This is a genomic window from Gelidimonas denitrificans, assembly GCF_055694065.1.
Genome location: NZ_CM146350.1, coordinates 262444 through 288863, shown reverse-complemented (window position 1 = coordinate 288863; position 26420 = coordinate 262444). Strand labels below are relative to the sequence as shown.

Here is a 26420-nt window from a genome sequence, read left to right as displayed (position 1 = left end):
ATCAATAAATATGACGGGTATGTCTAAAAACGCCGTGTTTTCCGCCTATGTTTATTGGTAAAAAATAAAATACGGCGTCCAGTACTACCAAACCCAGAACATCAGCACCCAATTAATATCGACCAGCGCCAGCGCCAGTGCGAAGACGCCCAGCGCCGCCAGTCGCTGCGACGTGGTAGCAGCGTGCTGGCGGGTAATCCCTATCGCCAGCCAGAACGACCACAGGCTGGCGCCGATCAGCAGCAACAAGCGCAGGTCATTGATCCAGAACACCGGCACGCCATCGTTTTTGAGCAAGTTGACGGTCAGCGCCGACAGGCCGAGAAATACGCCGCAACCGGCCAGCGGAATCAGCGCCTGGCACAAGTGATAAAAACGCTGGCGCTGCCACGGCCCCAGCAGGCGGCTGGCCAGCCCGACGATGGCAGAGAGCGCGCAACCCATCAGCACCCCCATGCCCAGAATGTAGCCGGTCACCAGCGCGCCATCGAGCCAGGAAAAGACGTCGCGCTGCATCGGGTAATTGGTCAGCAGCCACCACGGCGCGTTCTCGGCGAACGGCCACAGGATGTCGCGCTCGATCAGCCATTCGGCGGCCAATTGCTTGACCTGGATGAAATGCGGATTGACTGTCCACTGGAACGCTCCGAGCGCGATGCCGAGCAGCCCGAACAGGATCAGCACGCTTTGCCAGCCGGTAGCCAGCTGCGCGCCCAGCTTGACCACCTCGTGATTCGGTGCCCGGGCGCTTAACGTAATGGCGTCGCGATGACCGCTGCAACGCCCGCACATGTGGCAATCGCTGGTACCTTGCATCTGGCGCATTGCCACCAGCGGCGCGCAATTGATCGGCGGAATCTTGGTCACGCTATGGTAAGACTTGCGCCATGCTTCGGCATCGACCTTGTTGTGCATCGGCGCCAGCTTGCTGAGCACCTCGAACACGCCATTGACCGGACACAGGTATTTGCACCAAACCCGCTTTTCGCGTCCGTACAGATAACCGATGACGATGGCGGCCGCAGTGGAGCCGCCCAGCACCAGCAATACCGCCTTCGGATACTGATACACGCTGACCATCTGGCCGTACAGCGTGGTCATGCTGAACGCCACGAACGGCCAGCCGCCCCAGCGCATCCAGCGCGGAATGGCGCGGTTGCGCCCTTTGCTGCTGGCCCATTCGGTCAAGGAACCCTCCGGGCACAGCACGCCGCACCAGGCGCGTCCGACCAGCACTATGCTGAGCAGCACGAACGGCCACCAGATGCCCCAGAATACGAACTGGGCAAAAATAGTCAGATTATTCACGATGTGCGCGCTCTCGTCGGGCAGCGGCAAAACCGCCGGCCCCACCAGCAACGCGACGTAAAACAGCACCACCACCCACTGCACGCGCCGGATCAGGCGACCGTGGCTTTGCAGCCAGTTTCCCAGCGGGGCCAGCGCCAAGGCGTTCATGCGGTTGCCGCCCCACGGCTGGCGCGCAGCATCCAGCGAATTGCCAGCCAGTAAGCGGCGAAGACGAGCAGGCTCAACAAATCCGGACGGGCCCGGTAGCCGGTGAACGACGACACCAGGCTGCCCAGTATGGAGCCATCATCGAGCAAGCGGCTGGTATCCCAGACCTGCGCCACGATCACCGGCAGCAGTTGCACGTCGATCAGTTTTTCCACCCCGCCCAACAGCAGCGAGCATGCCAGCAGCAGCAACAGGATTTCCGTGACGCGGAAAAATGCGCGCCATGAAATCAGCTTGCCGCCCAGTTGCAGCAGCGCAAAGGTGGCGCCCGCCAGCACCGCGCCCAAACCCAGCGCCAGCCAGAATGCGGCCGAGGCGAAGCCATTGCTGCCCATTGCCAGACTCGATACAAACACGACCGCTTCGCTGCCCTCGCGCGCGACCGCGATCGCCGCCAGCGAAAACACGCCCCACCAGTTTTCGGTTTGCGTGCTGGCAACCAGCGCCTGCTCCATATCCCGCTTCAGACGTCGCCCATGGCGGCGCATCCAGAACACCATCTGGACAATCAGCGCCGCCGCCAGCAGCAGCATGCCGGCCATGAAATACGCATGCCCTTCATCCGACAGGATTTCATCCAGCGCGCCGATCCCCAACCCCAGCAAAAAAGCCCCGGCCAAACCCGCCAGCACGCCGCCCCACAGATATTTCAGGCCGCGCGCGCCGGCTGGATTGTGCGACAGCCACGCATACAGGATGCCGACCACCAGCATCGCTTCGACGGTTTCGCGCCACATCACGAACAGGATTTGCGTAAAATTTTGCATGATTGGAGGATTGGATAAATATCGGAAAACTTATTTTGCGACGATGCTGCCCTGACCCACGCTGATATGAAAATCATCGAAATACTTGTACTCGCCGGGTTGCAGCGGGTAAATCACGACAAACGAGGTTCCGCCCGGGTTCAGCGCCTTTTCCTTGCGCAATTGCTTGCTCTCGAATTCGATCGCTTCGGTGCCGACGTTATGAATTTCCAGCTTGAATTTCTTGCCGGCTGGTACCTGCAACACCTTCGGCGTGAAAACGCCGTTGTTGCAATTCAGACCGAAAGTCAGCAAATCCTCGCCTGCCGATGCCGCGCCTGCCAGCAACAGGATCGAGCAAAACACACTTAATTTTTTGAACATCTCACCCCCGCAACCATGGCCGGGTCAGCGATCCGGCCATGAATGGATCAATCGATGAATCAATAACCGCCTTTTTTACCGGTGCCGGCAAAGGTGAAATCGTAATTCAGGTCAAAGGTCTTGAACCACGGCGCAACGCCGGTTTCCTTGTCGACATGGCGGCCGAAATGGGCGTGGGTATTGGCCGAAGGCGGCAACACGGTCAGCTTCAGCTTGTATTTGCCGGGGCCGGACAGCTTCACGTTATCGCCGTAGTGCGGGCCGTCGCTGGCCTGCATCGGCATCATTTCGCCAGCCGCCTTGAAGTTGCTGCCGACCTTGCTCAGTTCGTATTTCACGACCAGATACGGCATCCAGTCGCCTTCGGCAAACGCGTTCGGATTGTCCTTGACCGCATGGATATCGGCTTCGAGGTGGATGTCGGAAGCCTCGACTTTGCCCATCATGCCCTCGGGATCCATCTTGATCGGTTGCAAATACACTGCGCCGATTTCCATGCCGTGCAGAATCTGGTGCTTGCCAATCGGTGTTTCAGCCGCGTGGGCGGTGCTGACGATCAATGCCAGACTGGAGAACAATAGAGTGCCGAGGGATTTTTTCATAGGGTGCTTGCTTTCATTGCGGTGGTCGAATGCGAGAATTCTAGCACAACAATGATAATCATTCTCATTTGTATTTGATGTTTTTATGCATAAAACTTGCGTAAGATTAAGTGCCGCAACAATATTTTGCGTTAATTGCAATGCTCTCAAAACACATTCAGCGTTGTCTTTTAGGCCGAAACACGCTGGCATCGGCGTAAAACGCGGCATCCTGCGCCGGCCACCAGCCCGGCACCCCGAGTACCGGCAGCGGCGTGAAGTCGGCTGTGCTCAAGCCTTGGTTTGTCAGTTCCTGCGCGATCTGACGGTCTATCCAGTCCCGCCGCGCTGCGGGATCCAGCGCAAAATAAGCGCCCTCCACCATCACCAAGCGGGCGTGGGCGGTGATCGCCTTGTACGGCGACACCAGTTTTTCCATCAACGCATGGCCGAACAGCCAGACTTCGGCCGCGCTGCCGAAATCGGCGCGCTGTTCGATGAACGCATCCTGCCATTGGTGATTGCGCAACGCGTCCACCAGCGCGCGGCCCGACGGCGCATCGCACACCACCAGCAGCGCCGAATTTTCATCGAAAATTGTGGCCGCGTCACGGGCCGGACCGCGTTCCTTGCCCACGCCGGACTGCGTGATCTGCGCCGCCTGCAAGGCATTGAGCTGGCGCTTGATGTTCGGGAAACTGAGCCAGACCAGCGCATTGAAGAAATCGTGCAAATTGGCGCGGGTCGGCACGCAACCGGCGGCGCTGATGAAAGCTTCATAAGCGACGCCCGCCGGCAACGCAGCCTGCGGCACGAAGGACAGCGGCAAGCCGGCGTGGTTGCGCAAGCCATCGGCGGCGGCGCACGCATTGAGCGCCTGCCGCCAGTCGGCAGCGCCCGTCACGCGCTGCGCCGCTACTTGGATTGCCGTCAACCAGGGCCGCGTCCAGTCTATCGGCGCATGCACCGCCGCGAGTGCAGGTTCAAGCGTCGCGGCCACAGGAATCCCGTTCATCCAGATCCAATCAAATTAAAATAAGCGGGAGTATAGGTAAAAATATTGGGATTACCGCATATTAATAAAGCGGAATATAAAAATACGGCACCCTGTATCAAATTTTGCAAAGAATCGAGCAAGCCGCCTACAGCAGTTTCCAGGCAATCGTTTCGCCGCCGTTCAAAGGCATGATGGTGGCGTCGCCGAGCGGCAGTTCAGCCGGCAATGTCCAATCCTGGCGCTGCAAGGTGACCGTTCCGGCGTTGCGCGGCAAGTCGTAAAACGCCGGGCCGTTGAAACTGGCAAACGCTTCCAGCTGGTCCAGCGCGCCGGCCAGATCGAACGCGTGCGCATACAGTTCCATCGCGTGCAAGGCGGTGTAGCAACCGGCGCAACCGCAGGCGGCTTCCTTCAATCCCTTGGGATGCGGGGCCGAATCGGTGCCGAGGAAGAAGCGTTCATCGCCGCTGGTGGCCACCGTCACCAGCGCCTGGCGATGTTCTTCGCGCTTGAGCACCGGCAGGCAAAAGTAATGCGGGCGAATCCCGCACTTGAAGATGGCGTTGCGGTTGTACAACAAATGATGGGCGGTGATGGTGGCCGCAATCGGGCCGTCGGCCTCGCTCACGTATTGCGCGGCGTCCTTGGTGGTGATGTGCTCGAAGACGATTTTCAGCGCCGGCATCGCCAGGCGCAGCGGTTGCAGCACGCGCTCGATGAAGACCGCTTCCCGGTCGAAAATGTCGATTTCCGGATCGGTCACCTCGCCATGCAGCAGAAACGGCATGCCGATTTCCTGCATCGTTTCCAGCGTTTTATAGCACTTGGTCAGATCGGTCACGCCGGCGTCTGAATTGGTGGTGGCGCCGGCCGGATACAGTTTGATCGCATGGATGAAGCCGCTGTCTTTTGCCCGCAGGATTTCATCCGGCGGCGTGTTGTCGGTCAGGTACAGCGTCATCAAAGGTTCGAAAGCCATGCCGGCGGGCAAAACAGCCAGAATGCGCTCGCGATATTCCGCCGCTTGCGCGGTGGTGGTGACCGGCGATTTCAGATTCGGCATCACGATTGCGCGGCCGAACTGGCGTGCGCTGTGCGGCAACACGGAAGCCAGCGCCGCGCCGTCGCGCAAGTGCAAATGCCAATCGTCGGGGCGGGTGATGGTGAGTGTATCGATCGGTGTGGTGGTGGTCATGATCATGGCGGCGCTTTCTATGGAGTGCCTCCATTTTACCTGCCTGCACTTTTTAAAGAATCAGGATCTCCTGATAATCGTTGACATTGGTGCGCGTCGGTCCGGTGACAAACAAATCGCCCGGCGTAATTGGCCGTCAAGCGAAACCGACAACAGCCCGAGCTCGCCTACACAAACACCGAAAAAATCGTCAAGTCGAACACGCGCTCCACCAGCCATACCGTCGCTATCAGCACGATCAGGCTGGAACCAGCGGTAAACACGGCGCTGCGATAAAAAGTTGTTTTGCGAATCGCATACGCCAGCGGCAAAAATACCGAGACGATCGCCAGCTGTCCTATTTCCACCCCAAGATTGAAGCCGACCAAGGCCGGCAATAACGCAGATTGCGGCAAGCCCAAATCGGTCAATACGCTGGCAAAGCCAAAGCCGTGAATCAGACCGAAGGCAAACGCCACCATCCAGCGCTTGCCCTGAAATAGCGGCAGCAAGTTGTTCAGCGCGGCCAATATGACCGAGGCGGCGATTGCGGATTCGACCCAGCGCGAAGGTAGCGTTATCACCTGGAAGGTTGCCAGCGTCAGCGTGATCGAATGCGCGAGCGTAAAGGCGGTGACGATCTTCAGCACATCGAAGAACGATGCCTTGAAGCTGTCGGAGGGGCGATGCTGCCGGTCGACTATTTTAAGCACGGCGGGCAACAGCAGCGACAGCAAAAACAGGATGTGATCGAAGCCGTTCCAGATGTGCCAGATGCCTGTCACAACGTAGTCGCCAAACTGCGCCAATTTGCTGGCCGCGCGCAATACCAGCGTCTGGCGCGCGGTATCCGGCGAAAAAATCGCGGTCGATGCCTGCGCGCCGGACTGCAGGTGCAGCAAGCCCTTGTGCTGCGGATCGATATCAAACAATAGGCGGTAATCGACATCGAGTTTTTCAATTGCCGCATTGCAGTGGGCGCTAAAACGCAGCACCGCATAAGCGCCATCGCTGTGGTCGTCGACCTGCTGCTGGCCGGCCGTAATCGGGCAGAGTGCGCCGGCATTGGCAAGCGTCAAACGCCCCAATGCGTAGGCAGCGATGTCGCGATGACGCGCGCGAATCTCGCCCCAGCGCAATTCACCGTTGCCGTCCTGGTCCAGACCGATGGCGAAATCGAGATCGCGCAGTGCGATGTCCCATTGCCCTTCGACAGTCTGGTCGCTGACCTTCAGTGTCAGATAACTGTCGCTCGGCTTGTGGGCATGGGCGGCAGCGCACATCAATGCGGTCGCTGCCAGTATCAGGGCTGCCAAAATGCGCTTCATCTCAGACACCTGTTGCGAATTTGGCTGCCAGCGCATTGACCGCATGATCCTCGAGCCGGGCCTTTTTCAGCCACTCCAGCACCGGTGCGGCCGCGGCCTTGTCATTCGCGGCGAGCGCGGCTTCAAGAAATATGCGCACGTCCGCCGGCTCTTTTTGTATCGCCCAGTTGCGCTGCGCCAATTGCAATGCGAACGGTGCACGATGCATCAGTTGCAATTCAAAGCGTGCCTGTTCGCGCTGATGCGCAGTGTCGCCACGCAACATGGCCGCGGCGAAGCGGGAACTGAGCGCCGCGATGTGATTGGCGGCAGCGCGGCTGTCGGCCGGCTGCAAGGTGAGGGCAATGGCGTAACGCAACAACAGCGCATCGACCCGCGTCTGGTCTTTCAGCAGCCGGATCACTTCGCCGTTGCGCTTCTGATCGAGTAAAAAATCTGCGTAAGCGCCCAGCAGATAACTGTCGGCGTCGTCAGCCGCGAGCGCAGCTTTGAAGTGTTCCTCTGCCGCCGGAGATTCGCCTAATCGTTGCGCCATTTCGGCCAGCAAAGTGGTTACCCATATCCGAATGCCGGGTTCGACATCCGGCGCCATCGCAAGCGCCGATTTCAGGTACGCATAACTCTGGCGCGCATGTCCATTCAGGCTGGCGACATTCGACAGACAAGCAATGGTGATCAGGACCGGCACCAGCGGGCGCAGTGCATTGCAACTTTGCGTGGCTTGCGCAAATTCGCCCATGACCTGCAGCACAGTAGCTCGGGTCAGCCAAGCCTGCGCATTGTACGGATCGGCGTTCAAGACCGCGTCCAGATCGCGCAGCGAGGCCGGAAACTGATGCGTGCTTTGCAGCAGCATGGCGCGCATCACGCGGATTTCCGTCGGCGGATCGGCCTTGTCATACCAGGGCGCCAGTGCAGCTTGCGCATAACCGAGATAGCGCGGGTCGCCTTCGATGCGCGACTGACTGATATAGCGCCGCGCCAGCGTCAGCGCCAGCGGCATGTCGTCGGGCGATGCTGCCAGGCGGCTGCGCAAGGCCCTGAATTCCTGCTGCGCCGGATCGGTGCGTCGCGGTAAATGTTCGATCACTTCGGCGTCGCTCGCCGGAATCCGTGGCGCACCCCATATCGAAGGCGCAACAGCCGAAAACAACAGCGCAATTGCCAAGGCTTTGAAGGATGTCATGGATGCCCGCGTTACAAAGAAAGCGACGGTGAAACAGAAGCTGACGGCACGCTGGAAGAATAAACATTGAAAGCGGCAACTGCGACCGCCACCAACGTTTAAAGCTTCCGGGTGCCAACTACGCTTAACGACAAAGACGCTAGCTGATCGGGACAGGTGCGGTATTGTTCGGACTGGTTACCGTAATCGCATCGATGGAGCCCGGTTCGGTGGTGTCGGAGGTTGCCGCGACTACCGCTTTCACGGCATCGACGAAGGCGTCCTGCGCAGCGACCGGTTCGGCAGTATTGTTCCTGCCGCTGCGGTCGAATCGCCGGTCATCATCGTGGTCGCTACCGCAACCGGCCGCCAGCATGGACAGCACAAGTGCCGAGCCGAGACCCAGCATGGACTTTTTGGTGATCATGGCGGGCTCCTTAGTTGTTGCCAGGCAGCGGCGTGTTCAGATACGGAAAGGCTGGTTTGAAGTCTGTCGCAACCTTGCGCACACCGTCCGTCAATGCCGCGCCGCCGGCTGGTGCATCGGCGGGTTTGCAGCCGACACCCAGCGTGTCGGTGGCTCCGGTCAGCACGCACAACGCCCCCATTGCTACGCGCAACGACAGATCGACCACATCATCGGCGGGACGGCGGCCATTCGGGAATCCCGCCATGTCGCCTGCGGCCACGCCCAGCGGATTTTGCGAGGCTTGCGGCGTCGGCGCGATCGGGACTGCGGTATTGAGGCGCAACATTTCGCTGACTTTAACGTTTGCCGGCTGATTGACCCCTTTGATGCCGGTCAGGAACGCCGCCACCAGATCGGTGCGCGGGAAGTTGGTGGGGGCCGGCGCGGTCGGGAACAACGATTGGACCAGCGCCGGCAGCGCAGGATTGGTGACGTAATCTGCGAACTGCGCATCGCCGCTCGGCCGCGATGCGTTGAAACGATCCTTGTCGTCCATGCCGATCACGACTTCATTGACCAGCGGCATGCCCAGCCGCGACACCTGCGCCCAGGGGCCGCCTTCTTTTACTGCGTTGTTGTTGCCCGATGCCGGCGACGGGTTGATCAAACGGCCCTGACGAACGCTGGCTGTAGTAAAGCCGCCGATGACTGGTTCAGTGCCATTGGTCAGGCAGGCAATAGGAACTTCCAGCGCAATGGAACTGATGTTCTTGTTTTCAAGATCGTTCTTGTTGCCGGTTTCCGGCCCCAACGGGTTGAGGTTGAACAAGTCGAATATCTGGCCGACCGCGATCGAGAACGATTCCTTGCGCTGGCCGACGAAGACCCGGCCGTTGCCGCAGCCCGGAATCGCCACGTCATAGATATGCTGGTTCGCATAGGCTTCATACGCGGTCGCGCTGCCGAAGGACTTGTCGCCGATATTGTCGACCGGCTTGTCAAACTCCCTGGCCCCGCCGGCCGCATTGGTGACGGCGCTCACGTTGCCGACCCGGCGGTCGCCGCGCACGATATCGACGGTGTAGGTTTCGCGCACATTCAAGGTCGCCGGATTGACGCCGCTGACGACGCCGGAGTTAATCAACGGAATCAGGGTTTGCTTGCCGCCGACAGGCAAAGCGGTGCGTTTCGAGGCGCTCTTGAAACGGAACCGGAAGCTGATATTTTCTTTGCTGCCGCCGTCATTGACGACGTGGATTTCGTACAGCGCATTGGGATCGAACTGGTAAAAATTCGGACCGCCCTGCGGGTCCTGAAACGGCATGTAATTCGCGATCAGGGTCACATAATCCTGCCGGCCCGTCGCGTAGCTGCGAAACATATAAAAATCGGTGGCGTCCACGCGCGGCTGGCCGCTGATGAACGGTGCTTCGCGATGACTCGAAGCCGTGGCCGGAAAACAGGCTGCGGCACTGATTGCGCCGATGGCGGCTGCCAGTACCTTTCTGCTCAAGGTGGTGTGCATGACACGATCCAATCATTAGTAAAGTTGCAGGGGGACATGAGGCTCTCATATCGCATTGCTGATAATGACCGCTGGGGAAGCTGATGCAAAAGATGAATGGATGAATGCGGCTTCAGCTCAGTAAATATACTGAATCAGCCCTAAAAAAGATTCGATCGTCAGGCCGAATCCTGAAAGTTAACTGATTTACATCAAGCTGCATTCTGATTTAGTTCAGGACGGCGCGCGTTGCATTATGGCTATTTATGCCCAATCCATCCGCCGCGTATGCGTTGCGATGCGATGCGGCAACCGGACAAGTAAGGCAGTCGGTGACGGCAAGAACTACCTGACCGAGGCAGGCTGCGCCAGGCATTCTATGGGGAACTGAAGATAAGCCGGTCAATGATGAGAATTTTGGGAACGGGAGCAGCGCTCCCGCTCACCCGGCCATATGAAATCACGCCATGAAAACATACCCGCTATTGTATTTTTTATTCCTGCATAGTTAATATGCTGAAAAGGCAATGTTTTTGCCTATACTCCCATTAAATTCTGCAGGCGCAAGATGCCTGCAGAACAGCAACGCAGCAAAATTTATCAATGAATGATTTTCGACAGGAAATCCTTGGCGCGCTCAGAACGCTCGGTGTCGAAAAATTCATCCTTGGTGCAGTCTTCGACGATGCGACCTTGATCCATGAAGATGACGCGGTTCGCGACTCTTTTGGCGAACCCCATCTCGTGCGTGACGACCATCATGGTCATGCCTTCCTCCGCCAGGCCGACCATCACGTCCAGCACTTCGTTGATCATCTCGGGATCGAGCGCCGAAGTCGGTTCGTCGAACAGCATCGCTATCGGGTCCATCGATAGCGCACGCGCAATCGCCACCCGTTGTTGCTGGCCGCCCGAGAGTTGGCCGGGAAATTTGTCCTTTTGCGAGATCAGGCCGACCCGCTCAAGATATTTGAAGCCGCGCTCGCGCGCTTCCTCGACGCTGCGCCCGAGCACCTTGATCTGGCCGATGGTCAGATTTTCGGTAATCGACATATGCGGAAACAATTCGAAGCTCTGGAATACCATGCCGATCTGCGAACGCAGTTTGGACAAGTTGGTCTTGGGCGCGCCAACCGAGACGCCGTTGACGATGATTTCGCCTTTCTGAAATGGCTCCAGTCCGTTGACGGTCTTGATCAGGGTCGATTTACCCGAGCCGGACGGGCCGCACACCACTACTACATCGCCTTTTTCAACCGCGGTTGTGCAGTCGGCCAAGACCTGGAAATCGCCATACCACTTGCTGACGTTCTTAAGTTCAATCATCTTGTTTCTCCTAATTTCTGAATGCGGTTTCAAGTGTCTGGATCGGTCGTGCCAGTCGTGCGTAAACCTGTCAACGAATGATCGCGACCTTTGCCTGCAGTTTTTTGACCAGCATGGACAAGCCGAAACTCATCACGAAATACACCACGGCGACAAACAAATACATCTCTACCAGACGGCCGTCGCGCTGCGCGATCTTCGACGCCACACTGACAAAGTCGGGCACCGAGCCCAATACATACACCAGCGATACGTCCTGGAACAGGATGATGGTTTGCGTGAGCAGAATCGGAATCATGTTGCGGAACGCCTGCGGCAAAACCACGTTGCCCATCATTTGCCAGTAATTCATGCCAATCGCGTAGCCGGCTGCAACCTGGCCGCGTGGAATCGACTTAATTCCGGAGCGCATGATCTCGCAATAATAGGCGGCCTCAAACAATACGAAGGTAATCAACGCCGATGAAAATGCGCCGACCGGAATCGGCTGGGAAGCACCGGTAATCCAGGCGCCGATGTACGGCACCAGAAAGTAAAACCAGAAGATCACCAGGATCAACGGAATCGAGCGGATCAGATTGACGTAACTGCCGGCGACAAACCCAAGCGCTTTGTTGTGAGACAAGCGCATCATCGCCAGCAAAGTGCCGAATATGATGCCGCCCAGCATCGCAAAGAAGGTCAGCGTCAGCGTGAACTTCATGCCGGTGGTAAACAGGTACACCCAGGAGCGCTGGATAACGTCGAAATCGAAATTTGCAAACATGATTAGTGTCCTCCCGTGTTGCTGCTGGCGACAATAAACCCCGGAACCGCTGTTCTGCGTTCCAGCCAGTGCGCCAAAAACAGCGCAAACGCCGACACAATGATGTAAATGATGGTCGCGGCGGTAAGCGATTCGAAAGTCTGGAATGTGAATTCGCGCATCGAGTAAGCGGCGGCAGTCAGCTCCACCAGGCCGATGGTCAGCGCTACCGAACTGTTCTTGATGATCGCCGCAAATTCATTGGTAAGCGCCGGAATGATGATGCGAAACGACATTGGCAACAATACATAGCGATAGGTTTGCGGTAGGGTTAATCCGAGCGCGGTTCCCGCCATTTTCTGGCCACGCGGCAAGGCCTCGATTCCGGTCGAAACCTGGATCGCGACCCGCGCCGAGGTAAAGAATCCCAGCGCCAGAAAGGCCGTGATGAAGGACGCGTTTGGCATCGATTTGAGCGCATTGCCGACGCTTGCCGGAACCAGTTCCGGCATCACGAAATACCACAGGAACATTTGCACGATCAGCGGGATATTGCGAAATAATTCGATATAGGCGTTCGACAAGCGCACCAGCCACTTGTTGGGCATAGTGCGCACGGTGCCAATTACAGTGCCGATGATGAGCGCCATGATCCAGGCGCTGACAGCGGTGGCAAGCGTCCATTGCAGACCGGCGAACAGCGTATCCATATAGGTATGGACGCCGTCAGGAGATTCTTGCCAGTAAATGTTCCAGTTCCAGGGGTAATGCATTTTATATCTCCTCTTTGATGGGAGTGGGGCCAGAATTATTGCGCTGTCATCAGTGTTTCAGGGCGCGTGCCACAGCAGTTAAAACAAAAATGGGAGGCTTGCGCCCCCCTATTTTACTGATGGAAATACCGAATTTATTTTTTCTTGGAAGAACCCTTTTGCGCTTCCGGTACGACGGCGTAGGCAGCAGGATCAGCAGAATCGGTCGGCTTAGCAAATGCCGCCTTCAATTCCGCACTCATCGGCACATTCAGATTGATGCCTTTTGGTGGGATTGGAGACTGGAACCATTTTTTGTAGATTGCGTTGATTTCGCCCGATTTGTAGACGTTCGACAATGCTGTATCGACCGCTTTCTTGAATTCAGGGTCATTGCGGCGTTCGATAATGCCGTATGGCTCAACCGACAATGCTTCGGTGGTGACCGCGTACTCGGCTGGCGCCTTGGAGCTGGCAGCCAGCGAAGACAACAGGATGTCATCCATCGCAAACGCCACTGCGCGCCCGGTTTCCACCATCAAAAATGCCTCGGCATGATCTTTGGCAGCCAGGATATTCATGCCCAGATTACGTTCGCCATTCAATACCGTGATTTGCTTCAGATTCGAAGTGCCGGAAGTCGAGACGATGGTCTTGCCCTTCATGTCTGCCAGCGTTTTGATGTTGGCTGATTTTTTGGCCAGCAGACGGTTGGCGGTAATGAACATGGTCGGAGCGAAAGCCACGACGCGCTGGCGTTCGGCATTATTGGTAGCCGAGCCGCAAGACAGATCAATGGTGCCGTTCGAGATCAAAGGGATCCGGGTAGCAGAAGTGACCGGAACCATCTTGACATTGAGCGCGGTCATTCCTAGCTGTTTCTGGATCGAGGTGGCTGCCTTCAGGCACAGATCAATTGAATAGCCCTGATAGGACTGTTTGTCATCGAGGTAAGAAAACGGAATCGAAGAATCGCGCACACCCAACGTGATGGTCCCGGTATCCTTGATTTTTTTGAGCGTACCGGTCAGCTCTGCAGCCTGAACCGCACCTGCGAACAGGCCGGCACCGATGAGAGCAACAACACATTTTGTCATTGTATGGATTTGCATGAATCTAACTCCTTGAAAATACTTCAGTGATATGGATAACACCTGATTTCTCAGCATCTGTGCGCTGATGGTTCTATTGAACAACTCCTGCGGAAGCCTTTTTCCTCCCGGAGAAAGAATTATTCCAGCCACCGGCGGAGATGAAACCAGTGGAATGATAAATGCCCGGCGCACTATATGCAATATGCGCAGCATGCATTTTTCATGCCATCAATTCGCAAGGACAACTTATGCCGAATCAAAAACGCTGTATATAAGGGTTACCACGTAGAAACTATTTAGCGTGAATTATCCCGCATAGCGCGGGATAATTTCCCTAAATATATCGGCGTCATTCAGACCATGCTTACGGATACAAACCGCGCACTTCACGCGCCTGCAGCACGCGCGTACATGCGACGATGAAAGCTGCGGTGCGAAACGAAGTCTTGTGTTGTTGCGCCACTTCCCATATCGAATTAAACGCTTCGCGCATGATGCGGGTCAGCCTTTGGTTGATTTCATCCTCGCTCCAGAAGAAGCTGGAAAAATCCTGCACCCACTCAAAGTAGCTGACGGTTACGCCGCCCGCGTTGGCAATCACGTCCGGCACGATCAGCACACCCTTCTCGTGCAAAATATCGTCGGCCTCTGGGGTAGTCGGGCCATTGGCGCCTTCCAGGATGATTTTTGCACGAATCAGGTGCGCATTCGAGGCGTTGATCTGCTGCTCCAGCGCGGCAGGAATCAGGATGTCGCAATCGACGCCCCAGAACTGTTCGCTCTTGAGCACCGCTTCAGCAGCAAAACCTTCGACGCTACCGTTTTCGGCCACATGCGCCAGCAATGCCGGCACATCCAGGCCTCGCTCGTCATATATGGTGCTGACATGATCTTGCACCGCCACCACCCTGGCGCCCGCTTCGGCGAATAATCGTGCCGCAATCCCGCCGACGTTGCCAAAACCCTGAACCGCAACGCGTGCGCCCTTGATTTCCATGCCACGTTTTTCTGCCGCCTCGCAACCGACCACATACACGCCGCGTCCGGTCGCTTCGCGCCGTCCCAGACTGCCGCCCAGGGAAATCGGCTTGCCGGTAACAACCCCGGTTGCGGTGCCACCCACGTTCATCGAGTACGTGTCCATCATCCACGCCATGGTTTGCTCGTTGGTGTTGACGTCGGGTGCCGGAATATCCTTGGTGGGGCCGATGATGATGCCGATTTCGCTGGTGTAGCGGCGCGTCATGCGCTGCAGCTCGCCTTTCGAAAGCGTCTTGGGATCGACCCGGATGCCGCCTTTGGCGCCGCCGTAAGGAACGTTCACCGCAGCATTTTTGACCGTCATCCAGGCCGACAAGGCCATCACTTCCGACAGCGTCACATCCTGATGGAAACGCACGCCGCCTTTGCCGGGGCCGCGCGACAGATTGTGCTGGACCCGGTAGCCCTCGAAGTGCGCGACGCTGCCGTCATCGCGCTCGATCGGCACATCGACGATCAGGATGCGCTTGGGACGCTTGAGCGTTTCCACCCAACGCGCCAGAGAGCCGAGATAAGGCGTGACGCGATCGATTTGCTCGAGATACACACCCCAAGGGCCTAAATTGCTGGGATCAAGATACGAGGGAATAATGTGCTTGCTGGACATGGTGAGAACCGCTCCCTGAAAATTTATACGCCGGAAATTTTATACGCCAATAATTAAGCAAACGAAGCAAACATTAAGCAAACGGCTGCTGTAGCAAGGCGACACAGCATCGTAAAGGGGCGCTCCCTGCCAAGGCAAATGCTTTGTATGCATGCAACTATGCAATATGCACATAGTTGCAAGTAAACATATTGGTGCGTTATTTCACAACTGGAATATTTCCCCGGAAATATCAGGATTCGCAAAGAATCAGGCCGGTTTCCGCTTCGATTTCAGCGGCACTTCCGTCTGACTGCGGCGCAGCAAATACTCCCACATGCGCGCGACCAGCGGCTTGCCCGGATGCAGCACAGAAGGTCGCTCGCGATATAAGCGGATCTCCATTTCGACCTCCCAAGCGCTACTGTCGCTGCCGCTGCCGCCGTCGGCCCGCGCTAGGCGCTTGTCCTTCAGCTCGCGCGTCACCGCGGATTCCGGCAAAAACGCCACGCCGCGTCCTTCCAGCGCCATCATTTTCAAGCCTTCGGCCATATCGGTTTCATAGCATTTATCCAGATGCAGGACGGTTTTGGTATTGGCCAGAATCAGCTCCACCATGCGGCCGAAATAGGCATTATTGGTATACGACAGAAATGGCAGCGGCGCCGCACTGCTGCCCGGCAGCAGAAATTTCGGCGTCGCCGTCTTGTCGCAACGGGAATACGCGCGCAGTGATTCGCGCCCCAGCGTGAGCATGTCATAGCGGCTGGGATCGAGCTGCAGCGGCTGCAGCGGATGGTGGTAGCAGAGCAGCAAATCGCAGCCGCCTTCGACTAACGTCATCACCGCGTCATGCACATTGAGCGCAATCAGACGGGTGCTGATGTGGCCGAAACCGTCTTCCAGCGCGGTCATCCACTTCGGCATATAAGTCAGCGACAAGGTGTGCGGCACTGCGAAATCGATGGTGGTCAGAGCCGTCTTGTGCTTGCCGCGCAACAGCGCCCGGGCATTATTGATCTGTCCCAGCACTTCCAACGATTGCTCGTAAAACACGTCACCGGCTGACGTCAGCCGGGTCGGGTACGAAGTGCGGTCGATCAGATCGGTGCCGAGCCACGATTCGAGCGATTGAATGCGCCGTGAAAACGCCGGCTGCGTGACATGGCGCAGCGCAGCGGAACGGCTAAAACTGCCGGTTTCCGCCAGAGAAATAAAATCTTCAAGCCATTTGGTATCCATAGCTTCCTAGACGACAGCCATCTGCTCGGGATCGGACGCACCCGCCGACGGCGAGTCCAGCAATTCATCCTGGCGCGCCTGTTGGCGCTGCCACATTTGCGCATAAGCGCCATCCGCCGCCAGCAGCGCGGTATGGGTGCCGCGCTCGATGATGCGGCCGTGGTCGAGCACCAGAATCTGCTGGGCGTCGGCGATGGTCGACAGGCGATGCGCAATCACCAGCGTGGTGCGGTTTTTGGCGATCTCTTTGAGTTGCGCCTGAATTGCTTGCTCGGATTTGGAATCCAGCGCCGAGGTGGCTTCATCGAAAACCAGAATCGCCGGGTCTTTCAGCACGGTGCGGGCAATCGCTACCCGCTGTTTTTCGCCGCCCGACAGCTTCAGGCCGCGCTCGCCGACCCTTGTGGCGTACCCGTCCGGCAAGCTTTCTATGAAGTCGTGGATATACGCCGCCTTGGCCGCGCTGACGATCTCTTCCTTGCCGGCGCCCGGCTTGCCGTAGGCGATGTTGTATTCGATCGTGTCATTGAACAGCACGGTATCCTGCGGCACGATGCCAATCGCGCCGCGCAAGGAGCCTTGCGTGACGTCGCGCAGATTCTGGCCATCGATCGTGATGCTGCCGGCGTCCAGATCATAAAAACGGAACAGCAGCCGCGACAGCGTCGATTTGCCCGAGCCGCTATGGCCGACCACCGCCGTCGTGGTGCCGGCGGGAATCGTGAAATCGACATCGAACAAAATCTGCCGGTTCGGCTCGTAACTGAAATCGATATGCGAAAAGCGCAGCTCGGCGCCCTTGACCTGCAGCGGTTTGGCGTCGGCGCTGTCGGCCACCTCGCGGTTTTGGTCCAGCAGCGCGAACAGCCGCTCCATGTCGGCCAGGCTTTGCTTGATTTCGCGATAAATCACGCCCAGAAAATTCAGCGGAATATACAACTGAATCATGAAAGCGTTGACCAGCACCAGATCGCCCAGCGTCATCGTGCCGTCGATCACGCCCTGGGTCGCGCGCCACAGAATCAGCGTGACCGCAGTGGCGATGATGATCGACTGACCGGTGTTGAGCAGCGATAGCGAGGTCTGCGACTTCACCGCAGCAGCTTCATAACCCTGCAAGCCCTCATCGTAGCGATTGGCCTCGTAAGCTTCGTTGCCGAAATACTTGACCGTCTCGTAATTGATCAGCGAATCCATCGCCTTGGTGCTGGCTTTCGACTCCAGATCGTTCATGGTGCGGCGAAAATGCGTGCGCCACTCGGTCACCAGCACGGTAAAGCCGATATAGGAAACCAGCGCCACCACCGTAATGACCGAAAACCAGATGTCGTAATGCAGCGCCAGATAACCGAGCACCAGCGCGATTTCAATCAAAGTCGGCAGGATATTAAATAGCGTAAACGACACCAGCGTCGAGATGCCGCGCGTGCCGCGTTCGATATCGCGCGTCATGCCGCCGGTCTGCCGGTTCAGGTGGAACCGCAGCGACAACGCATGCAAATGCCGGAACACCCGCAGCGCGATGGTGCGCACCGCCCGCTGCGTGACCTTGGCGAAAATGAATTCGCGCAATTCCGTAAACAACGTGGTCGCCATCCGCAGCACACCATACGCCACCAGGATCCCGAGCGGCAACACCAGCAACGCGTGCGGATCGGTTGCACTGAGCGTCATGCGGTCGACCAGGGCTTTCAGCACCAGCGGCACGCCGACATTGGCCAGTTTCGCGCCGACCAGAAACAGCAGCGCAAAAATCACCCGCCATTTGTATACCCACAAATAGGGAAACAGGGTTTTTAGCGTGGCCCAGTCGTTGCGGTGGCCTTGCGAGGCGGGAGGTGGCGGTGAACTAGAGTGACGACGCATGGCACGAATGGCTCTTTTATGATTCAATCAGGGAGGATTTTGCGCGACTGTTGCGCAAAAATCCTATAGAAAACAACAGCCCTGAATTGTAGCCCTTCCGAGAAAATCCATGATGCCGACGCCAGCCAACAAAACCACAACCACCATCCACACAGGCTTGCCTCCAGGCCTGATGCCAACGCTGCGCGTGATGCCGATGCCGTCGGATGCGAATATCCACGGCGACGTTTTCGGCGGCTGGATCATGTCCCAGGTCGATATCGCTGGCGCGATTCCCGCCACCCGGCGCGCCAATGGCCGGGTCGCGACCATCGCGGTGAATTCCTTCCTGTTCAAGCATCCGGTATTCGTCGGCGATTTGCTGTCGTTCTATGCCGAAGTGGTCCGGGTCGGCAACACCTCGATCACCGTCAACGTCGAAGTGTATGCGGAGCGCAACCGGCTGGAAGCCGAAACGGTCAAAGTCACCGAAGCCACCCTGACCTACGTAGCCACCAGCGAAGACCGCAAACCGCGCCAGATTCCACCGCTGAAATCGCTCACGACACCAGCCGACGATACTGCGCATTAAAAACATACTTGATATTGTATTTTTCTAATGCGCTTTTAGGACGTGCGTATTAGTCGTATTTTTTGATATACCCCGCTAATATTACGTTTTCATGCATTTATTCAGAACCATATCAAGCAAAATGCGGTGGCAGAATTTTGTCGGAGCGCAGCCGGGTGCGAAAGCAGTCGCCAGACTGCAGCCGTTGGTCGCGGCCAGGTCCGCTCCTACAACAACTTCGGCCTGAAAGCCTCTTGCAGTAGGCGCAATAGATACTAGAATTCAAAGATTGACTACAGCATGTCAATGCACTATAACTGTCCCACATATCGTATGTAAACATCAACAATGCATCAACAATTCTTGCCCGATATGGATCGCATCCCTCCTCAAAAAAACAGCTTGTTAATGGCGCCGTCAGGCGAACAGGAGCAACGCAATGGAAAACTACCTGCACCGGGTATTGGGCATTTACGCCACGCGCGCGGCGGCCGAAGCCGCAGCTGCCCAACTCACCGAACACGGCATGCCTCCGGAGAATGTGAAGATACTGGAGCCCGGCAGCGCCAACGACGAAGCGGGCCAGGAGGCCAAGGCCGACAGTGACGACGTGTTGAAGGAAGTGCTGCGGGAGGGTGCGATTGGAACTGCAGTCGGCACGCTCGCCGGCGCGGCCGGCACCATCGCGCTGGCGGCGGCGAACATCAGCCTGTTCATGGCGAGCCCGGTGGTCGGCGCGCTCGCCATGCTCGGCTGGGGAGCTGGCCTCGGCGGCATCGTCGGTGTGGCAACCGGCGCCAAAAGCAGCAAGGGTGATATCTCCGATTTGGTCAAGGATGCGCTGGCCTCCGGCCATGTGGTCCTGGTCGCCCATGCCGCCACCGAGGAAGGGACGTCTTACGCGCAGCAGATCATCGGCGCATCAATGGTTGAAGCGACAGGCAAACCCGGCGCAGTCGGGGGCACGCCGGCGCTGTCCTGAGCGGTCACCCGCTCTGCGCCGAAGAAATCAAAATCTTTAAATAACCGAAAACAGCCGCTCCTCAAATCGCAACAGGAGATTACCGTGACGGAACCGCGTAAAGGCCAAGCGCCTGCAGTGCTTAAAAGAGATGAATTTCACCTCGAATTCCGACGCTCTTTTGTAGACCCCACGTTTGATGCGGTGCAGCCGGAAATCGCTAAAATTGAGCAGGTGGCCTGGGAAAATTACATCAACGGCAACAAGGCTCCAATCACCGCAAAGGCGGGACCTGAATTTGCCGACCCTGATTATGATATATCGGTGGAATGGAAAGCTACCCGCGACAGATTGATCGCGGCGGAGACCAGGCAAAAAGATCCTACCACCCAATCCAGGGTGTTGTTGATCTGCGGCTCGGCACGCAATGACGGCAGTTGCCCTGGCGAAATTTCCAAGACTTTCCGGATGGTTAAATTCGCCGCTGAAACACTGGAAGCCAGCGATGTAGAAGTCGATCTGCTGGACCTCAGCCAGCTCATTTCATCCTACGACAAGCATATTTATCCTTGCAAAGGCTGTGTCTCGACCGCGATGCCGCTCTGTCATTGGCCTTGCAGTTGCTACCCCAATCACGGCCAGCGCCAGACCAATGACTGGATGGCCGAGATCTATGAAAAATGGGTCGCGGCGCACGCGGTCATCATCATGACGCCGGTGTACTGGTACCAGACGCCCGGGGTCTTGAAGCAGATGATAGACAGACTGGTGTGTGCCGACGGCGGCAATCCGGACCCGACCACTACCTCAGGCAAGAACGCAAAAAAAGCCAAGGAATTGGAACTCAAGGGTTGGCCTTACCCCAAGCATCTGGCTGGCCGCGCCTATGGCTTGGTAGTGCATGGCGATGTCGCCGGCATAGAAGGCGTACGCCGGGGATTGTCGGATTGGCTGGACTGGATGGGCTTGATCGATGCCGGCGCATTATCGCGGCTGGACCGGTTTGTCGGCTATTACGAATCGTATGCAGAAAGCCACGAAGTCCTGGATCGCGACCTGGCGATGCAGCAGGAGGTGCGCAATGTTGCCAGCGCCGTGGTGAATGCGGTGGCCGAAATAAGAGCAGGAAGTCTGTCGACGCCGGACGCTGATTTGGATCGGCCAAGACCAAAATAAGTCAAATAAATCAATCGACGAAAATCTCGCAAATAATATGCTTTTCCGATAAAAAACCGCCTTCGAAAAGGCGGTTTTTTTACTGGCACGACAGAAGATGCTTCATTTCTCAAGCAGCTTTTTTCTCCTCGCGCAACTGGCGGCGCAGGATTTTACCAACGTTGGTCTTTGGCAGCTCGGTGCGGAACTCGATGTACTTCGGCCGCTTGTAACCGGTCAACTGTTCCTTGCAAAAGCGCTGCAGTTCTTCGACTGTCAGGGAGGTATCCTTGCGCACCACAAACAGCTTCACCGCTTCGCCCGAATGTTCATCCGGCACCCCGATGCAGGCGCACTCCATCACGCCCGGGTGCTCGGCCACCACGCCTTCGATCTCGGTCGGATAGACATTAAACCCGGACACCAGAATCATGTCTTTTTTGCGATCGACGATGCAGGTATAGCCGCGCGCATCCATGACGCCGATATCGCCCGATTTGAAAAATCCGTCCGGCGTCATCACTTGCGCGGTTTCGTCAGGACGCTGCCAATAGCCGACCATCACTTGCGGACCGCGGATCGCGATCTCGCCGCTCTGGCCTAGCGGCACCGGCTGGCCGTTGTCATCGAGAATGGCGACTTCGGTGGACGGGATCGGCAGCCCGATGGTGCCGGAAAATTCGGTGCTGTCGGCCGGATTGGCGGTGGCTACCGGCGAGGTCTCGGACAAACCGTAGCCTTCGGTAATCGGGCAACCGGTTATCTTGAACCATTTATCGGCGACCACTTTCTGCACTGCCATGCCGCCGCCGTTGGATATCTTGAGGCCGGAGAAATCGAGCTTGTCGAAGCCGGGGGTATTTAGCAGCGCATTGAACAGCGTATTGACGGCCGGGAAAACATTGAATTTGTATTTCGATAATTCCTTGATGAAGCCGGCGAAGTCACGCGGATTCGGCACCAGGATATTGAGGGCCCCGATGCGGGTGCCCAGCAGACCGCAAATCGTCAGCGCAAAGATGTGGTACAGCGGCAGCGCGCACACCATCGTCAACTGATCAACGCGCGGCTCTTTAGTTATAGCCGGTTGCAGCCATGCCTCATTTTGCAGCACATTGGCGATCACATTGCGATGCGACAGCATCGCACCTTTGGACAGGCCGGTGGTGCCGCCGGTGTACTGCAGAAATGCGATATCGTCGTGATTAAGCTCGACCGGGCGCAAGCTCATGCTGGCGGCATCCGACATCATCCGGTTGAAGCGGATCGCGTTCGGCAAGCTGTACGCCGGCACCATTTTCTTTACATTGCGCACCACGAAATTGACGATGGCGCCTTTCATGCCGCCCAGCAGATCGCCCATGCTGGCCACCACCACATGCTTGATGCTGGTTTTGGCGATCACTTGCTCTAGCGTGGTGGCGAAATTTTCCAGGATGATGATGGCTTCGGCGCCGCTATCCTTGAGCTGATGCTCCAGTTCGCGCGGGGTGTAAAGCGGGTTGACGTTGACTGCCGTGTAGCCGGCCCGCAGGATGGCTGCAACCGCCACCGGATACTGCAGCACGTTCGGCATCATGATGGCGACCCGCGCGCCTTTTGCCAGACCGAGGCCTTGCAACCAAGCGCCGAATTTCCTGGAAAGCCCATCCACTTCGCCGTAAGTGAGAAATTTATCCATGCAGACGAAGGCGTTGCGCGCTGCATATTTATGAAATGCCTCGTCGAACAACTGCGTCAGCGAGCGATATTCGGTGAAGTCGATTTCGCTAGGTACACCTGCCGGGTAGTGTTTCAGCCAGATTTTATCCATGGTAAATCCCTTGTCTCGATTGTTATTATCAGGTTCCATAAAAAGCACGGTTGTTTCTTTTTATTTTGCAATCCTATCGGTCGCCGCGTGCCGGCGCAAGCCCTTTGCACAATTACAGAGTAAGTTCTCTACCTGCAAAATGCGTTGCAATGCAACATGCTTAGTTGGAAATCGCCGTTGTGCGCTGGCCTTCAACACGCCGACGACAGATCCGACTGGACATTACTTTTTGACAACGATGAATCGCCAACACAGGCAACGCTCCGGGCCCCTGCAAATTCCTGCAAGCGCTGGTGGCGCTGCTGCCGGTCGAGATGCGCCAAGGTCTTGACGTCCGCATAAAAACGCTCGAAACGCTGGTCTTTTTGCAGCAAAGCGCGGAACCCCGGCACCAAATCATGATAAGTCGCCAGCGCCGCCAGATGGGCGTTCGACAGCGGCTCGGCAAACCAGCGGTCGTAGCCGGCATAACCGCCCCACGATTGTTTCAGGGTTTGATATTCCTGCTGCAACGTCTGGAAGATTTCAGCCTTGTGCAGCAATTTTTCCGCATCAAAAACTTTGCCTGCATAGTTGGCTTCCAAGGCCTGCCGATGCCGCAGCAGCAACGCCAGAAAATCCCGCTTGCGCGCTGCATACACCAGGTACGCTTGGCGCATCTTGGCGTCGCCATGCACTGCAAGCCAGCGCTGCAAACCGGCCTGCTCCACCGCGGTCGCAAAGGATTCGTTGAACGCCGAATCGCCCGGCGCATACACCACCTGATGCGCCAGCTCGTGAAAAATCAGCCGCGCCAGTTCGGCATCCGGATAGTGAATGAAAGTGGAAATCACCGGGTCCTTGAACCAGCCCAGCGTCGAGTAAGCCGGCACCCCTGTAACCTGCACGTCATACCCTTCGGCGCGCAATTTCAGCGCCTCGGCCTCGGCTTGTTCCTGTTGGTAATAGCCGCGATAACTGACGCAGCCAGCCACCGGAAAACACCATTGTTTCGGCTGCAGCGACAAGGCGGGTGTGGCGATCACGTTCCACAGCACGAACGGCCGCCGCAGCGCAGCGTAAGTGGTGTAGCTGGCGTTGTCCGGCAGCGCCAGTTCGCGCACCGCAAAGGCGCGGATGGCCTGGGCGGTGACGAGTTTGTTCTTCAAACTCCGGTCGGCTTGCGGATCGGCCAGCCAATCGTCGATCGGCCGCGCCGCTGACAGCAGCGCGGATTGTCCATGTGCGGCTTGCACCAGATAGCCCACTTGCGCACAACTGCACAGCAAGCCGCACAGGCCGGCCATGGCGGCCATGCGCCAAGGCGTTTTCATGCTGGTTTTTGCACGGGTTTTCACACCGGTTTCACACCTTCTCTACCTCGACCAGCACGTCATAAAAAGTCGGTCCGCGCCCCATGTCGGTCAGGTGCTGGCTGGTAACCTGATTCGCGTTTTTGCCGTCGGCCGCATATTTTTTCCACCAGACCGACAGCCCCACCACCAGACCGGGGCGCGCCTTGTCGGTGATGCGCACCCGGCACACGAAGCTGCCGCGGTCGTTGAAGATGCGCACCCTGTCGTCTTGCACAATGGCGCGCGCTGCGGCGTCGGCCGGATGCATGTCCAGATGCGGCTCGCCTTCGGTAGCGCGCAAGCTTTGCACGTTGACGAAGGTGGAATTGAGGAAATTGCGGGCCGGTGGCGAGATCATCGCCAGCGGATAACGGGCCGCCAGTTCCGGGTTGCTGGCCGCCGATTCATGCGGCGCGTTGTAAGCCGGCAACGGGTCGAGGCCGGCGTCGGCCATCGGCTGCGAATACAGCGCGCATTTGCCCGATGCGGTTGGAAAGCCGCCGTGCGCGAATGGCGCGTCTGGCATCACCATTTTTTGCCAGCCGCGCTGCTTCAGTTGTTCCCAGTAGGGGCCGGCGACACGCGCGTCGTCAGTGCGGAATGCCTGCGCTGCGATGGTGTCGTCGCTGTCCTGGAAACAGAGCTCGGCAAACCCCATGCGCGCCGCCAGCATACGAAAAATTTCTGTATTCGGTTTCGCCTGACCCAGCGGGGCAATCGCCGGATTGTTCGCCATCATGTACAAATGGCCGTAGGTCGAATGGATATCGACATGCTCCAGCTGCGTGGTGGCAGGCAACAGGATGTCGGCGTAATCGGCGGTGTCGGTCTGGAAATGCTCCATCACCACGGTAAACAAGTCTTCCCGCGCAAAGCCCTGCGCCACTTTGCCGGACTCGGGCGCCACCGCCACCGGATTCGAGTTGTACACGATCAGCGCTTCGATTTTGGGGCCGAATTCCGGGCTCACAGCGCGCAGCAAATCGTCGCCAATAGTCACCATGTTGATGCTGCGCGGCGTGCGCCCGGCCAGCAAATCGGGCCGTTCCAGCGCCGCATGATCTTTCGGGAAGGCGTCCGAAGAGGACAGCAAAACCCCACCCGCAGCATGCCGCCAGGCGCCCACCAACGCCGGCAGACACGCAACATTGCGCACCGCCATGCCGCCGCCGCCGGTCCGCTGCACGCCGTAATTAAGCCGGATCAGGGTCGCTTCGCCGCGCTGTGCAGTACTGCCGTAATCGCGCGCCAGTTGCAGCACTTCATCGACGCTGATGCCGCAGGTCGCAGCCACCCGCTGCGGCGGCCACTCGGCCACCCGTTCGCTAAGTTGCGCGAAGCCTTCGGTGTAGCGATCCAGGTAATCCTGATCCACCAGGTTCTCGGCGATCAGCACATGCATCAGCCCGAGCGCCAGTGCGGCATCGGTGCCAGGCAGCAACGCAATATGCTGATGGCACTTCTCCGCCGTCAGCGAGCGGTACGGATCGATCGCGATCAGCCTGGCGCCGTTGCGCTTGGCCTGTTGCGCCCGCATCCAGAAATGCAGGTTGGAAGCAATCGGGTTGCCGCCCCAGATCAGGATTAATTTAGCATGTTCGGTCTGCTCGACATCGGTGCCGATCCGCGCCCCAATCGTGTATTTGTAGCCCTCGCCGCCGGCGGTGGAACAAATGGTACGCTCCAACCGGGACGCGCCGATCTTGTGGAAAAACCGCATCGCCATCGATTCGCCCTGCACCAAACCCATGGTGCCGGCATAGCTGTAGGGCAGAATTGCTTGGGCGGCATCGCCGCCGCGCGCAGTGATGCTGTGCAGGCGCGCCGCGATGGTTGTCATTGCCTCATCCCAACTGATCGGCGCGAACTTGCCCTCGCCTTTTTTTCCTATGCGTTTCATCGGCGACAGCAGCCGGTCCTTGTGATATGTGCGCTCGGCATACCGCGCCACCTTGGTGCAGAGTACGCCGGCCGTAGTCGGATGATCCGGGGCGCCGCGCACCTCAGTGGCCACGCCATCCTGGACCGTCACTAGCAGCGCGCAGGTATCGGGGCAATCGTGCGGGCAAACCGCACGGACGATCGAAGTTGTCATCGGATTTTCGCTTTGCTTTGGTAGATTTGTACCCTGCACTGTAATCCAAATGGG

The 26420-nt window shown here is 57.7% G+C and carries 23 protein-coding genes; 3 read left to right on the top strand and 20 right to left on the bottom strand.

Annotation, left to right across the window (positions count from 1 at the left end; genetic code table 11):
* Positions 1 to 84: 84 nt before the first annotated feature.
* The 17 genes from FKCLFG_RS01380 to FKCLFG_RS01300 all read right to left on the bottom strand — a co-directional run bounded on the left by FKCLFG_RS01380 (position 85) and on the right by FKCLFG_RS01300 (position 18458).
* Positions 85 to 1458: a 4Fe-4S binding protein gene (locus tag FKCLFG_RS01380; RefSeq protein WP_472614462.1), complete on the bottom strand. Its 1374-nt coding sequence runs from the start codon at positions 1456 to 1458 to the stop codon at positions 85 to 87.
* Positions 1455 to 2285: an FTR1 family iron permease gene (locus FKCLFG_RS01375; RefSeq protein WP_472614461.1), complete on the bottom strand. Its 831-nt coding sequence runs from the start codon at positions 2283 to 2285 to the stop codon at positions 1455 to 1457. Before FKCLFG_RS01375 ends, FKCLFG_RS01380 begins: the two co-directional genes overlap by 4 nt.
* 30 nt (positions 2286 to 2315) lie before the next feature.
* Positions 2316 to 2648: a cupredoxin domain-containing protein gene (locus tag FKCLFG_RS01370; RefSeq protein ID WP_472614460.1), complete on the bottom strand. Its 333-nt coding sequence runs from the start codon at positions 2646 to 2648 to the stop codon at positions 2316 to 2318.
* A gap of 59 nt (positions 2649 to 2707) precedes the next feature.
* The gene (locus tag FKCLFG_RS01365) at positions 2708 to 3250 is read right to left on the bottom strand and encodes an iron transporter (protein WP_472614459.1); all 543 of its coding nucleotides are present in this window, start codon (positions 3248 to 3250) and stop codon (positions 2708 to 2710) included.
* 157 nt (positions 3251 to 3407) lie between these two features.
* Positions 3408 to 4244: a DUF3025 domain-containing protein gene (locus FKCLFG_RS01360; protein WP_472614458.1), complete on the bottom strand. Its 837-nt coding sequence runs from the start codon at positions 4242 to 4244 to the stop codon at positions 3408 to 3410.
* A gap of 127 nt (positions 4245 to 4371) precedes the next feature.
* Positions 4372 to 5421: a dihydroorotase gene (pyrC, locus tag FKCLFG_RS01355; protein WP_472614457.1), complete on the bottom strand. Its 1050-nt coding sequence runs from the start codon at positions 5419 to 5421 to the stop codon at positions 4372 to 4374.
* A gap of 167 nt (positions 5422 to 5588) precedes the next feature.
* Complete coding sequence (locus tag FKCLFG_RS01350) at positions 5589 to 6728, bottom strand: HupE/UreJ family protein (RefSeq protein ID WP_472614456.1); 1140 nt, start codon at positions 6726 to 6728, stop codon at positions 5589 to 5591.
* Position 6729: 1 nt separating this feature from the next.
* Complete coding sequence (locus FKCLFG_RS01345; RefSeq protein ID WP_472614455.1) at positions 6730 to 7914, bottom strand: hypothetical protein; 1185 nt, start codon at positions 7912 to 7914, stop codon at positions 6730 to 6732.
* Positions 7915 to 8053: 139 nt separating this feature from the next.
* Positions 8054 to 8320 carry a hypothetical protein gene (locus FKCLFG_RS01340; protein WP_472614454.1) on the bottom strand — a complete coding sequence of 89 codons (267 nt, stop codon included), beginning with the start codon at positions 8318 to 8320 and terminating at the stop codon, positions 8054 to 8056.
* A 10-nt stretch (positions 8321 to 8330) separates the two neighbouring features.
* Complete coding sequence (locus FKCLFG_RS01335; protein WP_472614453.1) at positions 8331 to 9827, bottom strand: DUF4331 domain-containing protein; 1497 nt, start codon at positions 9825 to 9827, stop codon at positions 8331 to 8333.
* 579 nt (positions 9828 to 10406) lie between these two features.
* A complete protein-coding gene (locus tag FKCLFG_RS01330) occupies positions 10407 to 11132 on the bottom strand; it encodes an amino acid ABC transporter ATP-binding protein (RefSeq protein WP_472614452.1) in 726 nt (241 codons plus the stop codon).
* A 70-nt stretch (positions 11133 to 11202) separates the two neighbouring features.
* Positions 11203 to 11898, bottom strand: coding sequence for an amino acid ABC transporter permease (locus FKCLFG_RS01325; RefSeq protein WP_472614451.1), 696 nt, complete (start codon positions 11896 to 11898; stop codon positions 11203 to 11205).
* Between the two features lie 2 nt (positions 11899 to 11900).
* Positions 11901 to 12650 carry an amino acid ABC transporter permease gene (locus FKCLFG_RS01320; protein WP_472614450.1) on the bottom strand — a complete coding sequence of 250 codons (750 nt, stop codon included), beginning with the start codon at positions 12648 to 12650 and terminating at the stop codon, positions 11901 to 11903.
* Positions 12651 to 12784: 134 nt separating this feature from the next.
* A complete protein-coding gene (locus FKCLFG_RS01315) occupies positions 12785 to 13726 on the bottom strand; it encodes an amino acid ABC transporter substrate-binding protein (protein WP_472615895.1) in 942 nt (313 codons plus the stop codon).
* 361 nt (positions 13727 to 14087) lie between these two features.
* On the bottom strand, positions 14088 to 15371 hold the full coding sequence (locus FKCLFG_RS01310) for a Glu/Leu/Phe/Val family dehydrogenase (RefSeq protein ID WP_472614449.1): 1284 nt from the start codon (positions 15369 to 15371) through the stop codon (positions 14088 to 14090).
* 249 nt (positions 15372 to 15620) lie between these two features.
* Complete coding sequence (locus FKCLFG_RS01305) at positions 15621 to 16592, bottom strand: LysR family transcriptional regulator (protein WP_472614448.1); 972 nt, start codon at positions 16590 to 16592, stop codon at positions 15621 to 15623.
* Between the two features lie 6 nt (positions 16593 to 16598).
* Positions 16599 to 18458 carry an ABCB family ABC transporter ATP-binding protein/permease gene (locus tag FKCLFG_RS01300; RefSeq protein WP_472614447.1) on the bottom strand — a complete coding sequence of 620 codons (1860 nt, stop codon included), beginning with the start codon at positions 18456 to 18458 and terminating at the stop codon, positions 16599 to 16601.
* 112 nt (positions 18459 to 18570) lie between these two features.
* Between FKCLFG_RS01300 and FKCLFG_RS01295 the strand changes: the two genes are divergently transcribed.
* From FKCLFG_RS01295 to FKCLFG_RS01285, 3 genes are all read left to right on the top strand, one after another.
* Positions 18571 to 19029 (top strand): acyl-CoA thioesterase, encoded by a 459-nt coding sequence (locus FKCLFG_RS01295; protein ID WP_472615894.1) that lies wholly within the window; start codon positions 18571 to 18573, stop codon positions 19027 to 19029.
* 505 nt (positions 19030 to 19534) lie between these two features.
* Positions 19535 to 19990 (top strand): hypothetical protein, encoded by a 456-nt coding sequence (locus FKCLFG_RS01290; protein WP_472614446.1) that lies wholly within the window; start codon positions 19535 to 19537, stop codon positions 19988 to 19990.
* A gap of 84 nt (positions 19991 to 20074) precedes the next feature.
* Positions 20075 to 21145 carry a flavodoxin family protein gene (locus tag FKCLFG_RS01285; protein WP_472614445.1) on the top strand — a complete coding sequence of 357 codons (1071 nt, stop codon included), beginning with the start codon at positions 20075 to 20077 and terminating at the stop codon, positions 21143 to 21145.
* A gap of 109 nt (positions 21146 to 21254) precedes the next feature.
* On the opposite strand, the gene FKCLFG_RS01280 is transcribed toward FKCLFG_RS01285, so the two are convergent.
* The 3 genes from FKCLFG_RS01280 to FKCLFG_RS01270 all read right to left on the bottom strand — a co-directional run bounded on the left by FKCLFG_RS01280 (position 21255) and on the right by FKCLFG_RS01270 (position 26366).
* Positions 21255 to 22937, bottom strand: a complete 1683-nt coding sequence (locus FKCLFG_RS01280) for a long-chain-fatty-acid--CoA ligase (protein WP_472614444.1) — start codon at positions 22935 to 22937, stop codon at positions 21255 to 21257.
* A gap of 191 nt (positions 22938 to 23128) precedes the next feature.
* On the bottom strand, positions 23129 to 24250 hold the full coding sequence (locus tag FKCLFG_RS01275) for an aminopeptidase (protein WP_472614443.1): 1122 nt from the start codon (positions 24248 to 24250) through the stop codon (positions 23129 to 23131).
* Positions 24251 to 24281: 31 nt separating this feature from the next.
* Positions 24282 to 26366, bottom strand: coding sequence for a molybdopterin-containing oxidoreductase family protein (locus FKCLFG_RS01270; RefSeq protein ID WP_472614442.1), 2085 nt, complete (start codon positions 26364 to 26366; stop codon positions 24282 to 24284).
* Positions 26367 to 26420: the final 54 nt, after the last annotated feature.

What these genes read in the sequence shown, in the direction of transcription:
- FKCLFG_RS01275 (WP_472614443.1), bottom strand. Translation starts at nt 24,250, where the DNA reads ATGAAAACGCCTTGGCGCATGGCCGCCATGGCCGGCCTGTGCGGCTTG.
- FKCLFG_RS01340 (WP_472614454.1), bottom strand. Translation starts at nt 8,320, where the DNA reads ATGATCACCAAAAAGTCCATGCTGGGTCTCGGCTCGGCACTTGTGCTG.
- FKCLFG_RS01300 (WP_472614447.1), bottom strand. Translation starts at nt 18,458, where the DNA reads ATGCGTCGTCACTCTAGTTCACCGCCACCTCCCGCCTCGCAAGGCCAC.
- FKCLFG_RS01295 (WP_472615894.1), top strand. Translation starts at nt 18,571, where the DNA reads ATGCCGACGCCAGCCAACAAAACCACAACCACCATCCACACAGGCTTG.
- FKCLFG_RS01335 (WP_472614453.1), bottom strand. Translation starts at nt 9,827, where the DNA reads ATGCACACCACCTTGAGCAGAAAGGTACTGGCAGCCGCCATCGGCGCA.
- FKCLFG_RS01290 (WP_472614446.1), top strand. Translation starts at nt 19,535, where the DNA reads ATGCCTCCGGAGAATGTGAAGATACTGGAGCCCGGCAGCGCCAACGAC.
- FKCLFG_RS01270 (WP_472614442.1), bottom strand. Translation starts at nt 26,366, where the DNA reads ATGACAACTTCGATCGTCCGTGCGGTTTGCCCGCACGATTGCCCCGAT.
- FKCLFG_RS01350 (WP_472614456.1), bottom strand. Translation starts at nt 6,728, where the DNA reads ATGAAGCGCATTTTGGCAGCCCTGATACTGGCAGCGACCGCATTGATG.
- FKCLFG_RS01380 (WP_472614462.1), bottom strand. Translation starts at nt 1,458, where the DNA reads ATGAACGCCTTGGCGCTGGCCCCGCTGGGAAACTGGCTGCAAAGCCAC.
- FKCLFG_RS01325 (WP_472614451.1), bottom strand. Translation starts at nt 11,898, where the DNA reads ATGTTTGCAAATTTCGATTTCGACGTTATCCAGCGCTCCTGGGTGTAC.
- FKCLFG_RS01370 (WP_472614460.1), bottom strand. Translation starts at nt 2,648, where the DNA reads ATGTTCAAAAAATTAAGTGTGTTTTGCTCGATCCTGTTGCTGGCAGGC.
- FKCLFG_RS01320 (WP_472614450.1), bottom strand. Translation starts at nt 12,650, where the DNA reads ATGCATTACCCCTGGAACTGGAACATTTACTGGCAAGAATCTCCTGAC.
- FKCLFG_RS01315 (WP_472615895.1), bottom strand. Translation starts at nt 13,726, where the DNA reads ATGACAAAATGTGTTGTTGCTCTCATCGGTGCCGGCCTGTTCGCAGGT.
- FKCLFG_RS01365 (WP_472614459.1), bottom strand. Translation starts at nt 3,250, where the DNA reads ATGAAAAAATCCCTCGGCACTCTATTGTTCTCCAGTCTGGCATTGATC.
- FKCLFG_RS01310 (WP_472614449.1), bottom strand. Translation starts at nt 15,371, where the DNA reads ATGTCCAGCAAGCACATTATTCCCTCGTATCTTGATCCCAGCAATTTA.
- FKCLFG_RS01305 (WP_472614448.1), bottom strand. Translation starts at nt 16,592, where the DNA reads ATGGATACCAAATGGCTTGAAGATTTTATTTCTCTGGCGGAAACCGGC.
- FKCLFG_RS01280 (WP_472614444.1), bottom strand. Translation starts at nt 22,937, where the DNA reads ATGGATAAAATCTGGCTGAAACACTACCCGGCAGGTGTACCTAGCGAA.
- FKCLFG_RS01360 (WP_472614458.1), bottom strand. Translation starts at nt 4,244, where the DNA reads ATGAACGGGATTCCTGTGGCCGCGACGCTTGAACCTGCACTCGCGGCG.
- FKCLFG_RS01330 (WP_472614452.1), bottom strand. Translation starts at nt 11,132, where the DNA reads ATGATTGAACTTAAGAACGTCAGCAAGTGGTATGGCGATTTCCAGGTC.
- FKCLFG_RS01375 (WP_472614461.1), bottom strand. Translation starts at nt 2,285, where the DNA reads ATGCAAAATTTTACGCAAATCCTGTTCGTGATGTGGCGCGAAACCGTC.
- FKCLFG_RS01345 (WP_472614455.1), bottom strand. Translation starts at nt 7,914, where the DNA reads ATGACATCCTTCAAAGCCTTGGCAATTGCGCTGTTGTTTTCGGCTGTT.
- pyrC (WP_472614457.1), bottom strand. Translation starts at nt 5,421, where the DNA reads ATGACCACCACCACACCGATCGATACACTCACCATCACCCGCCCCGAC.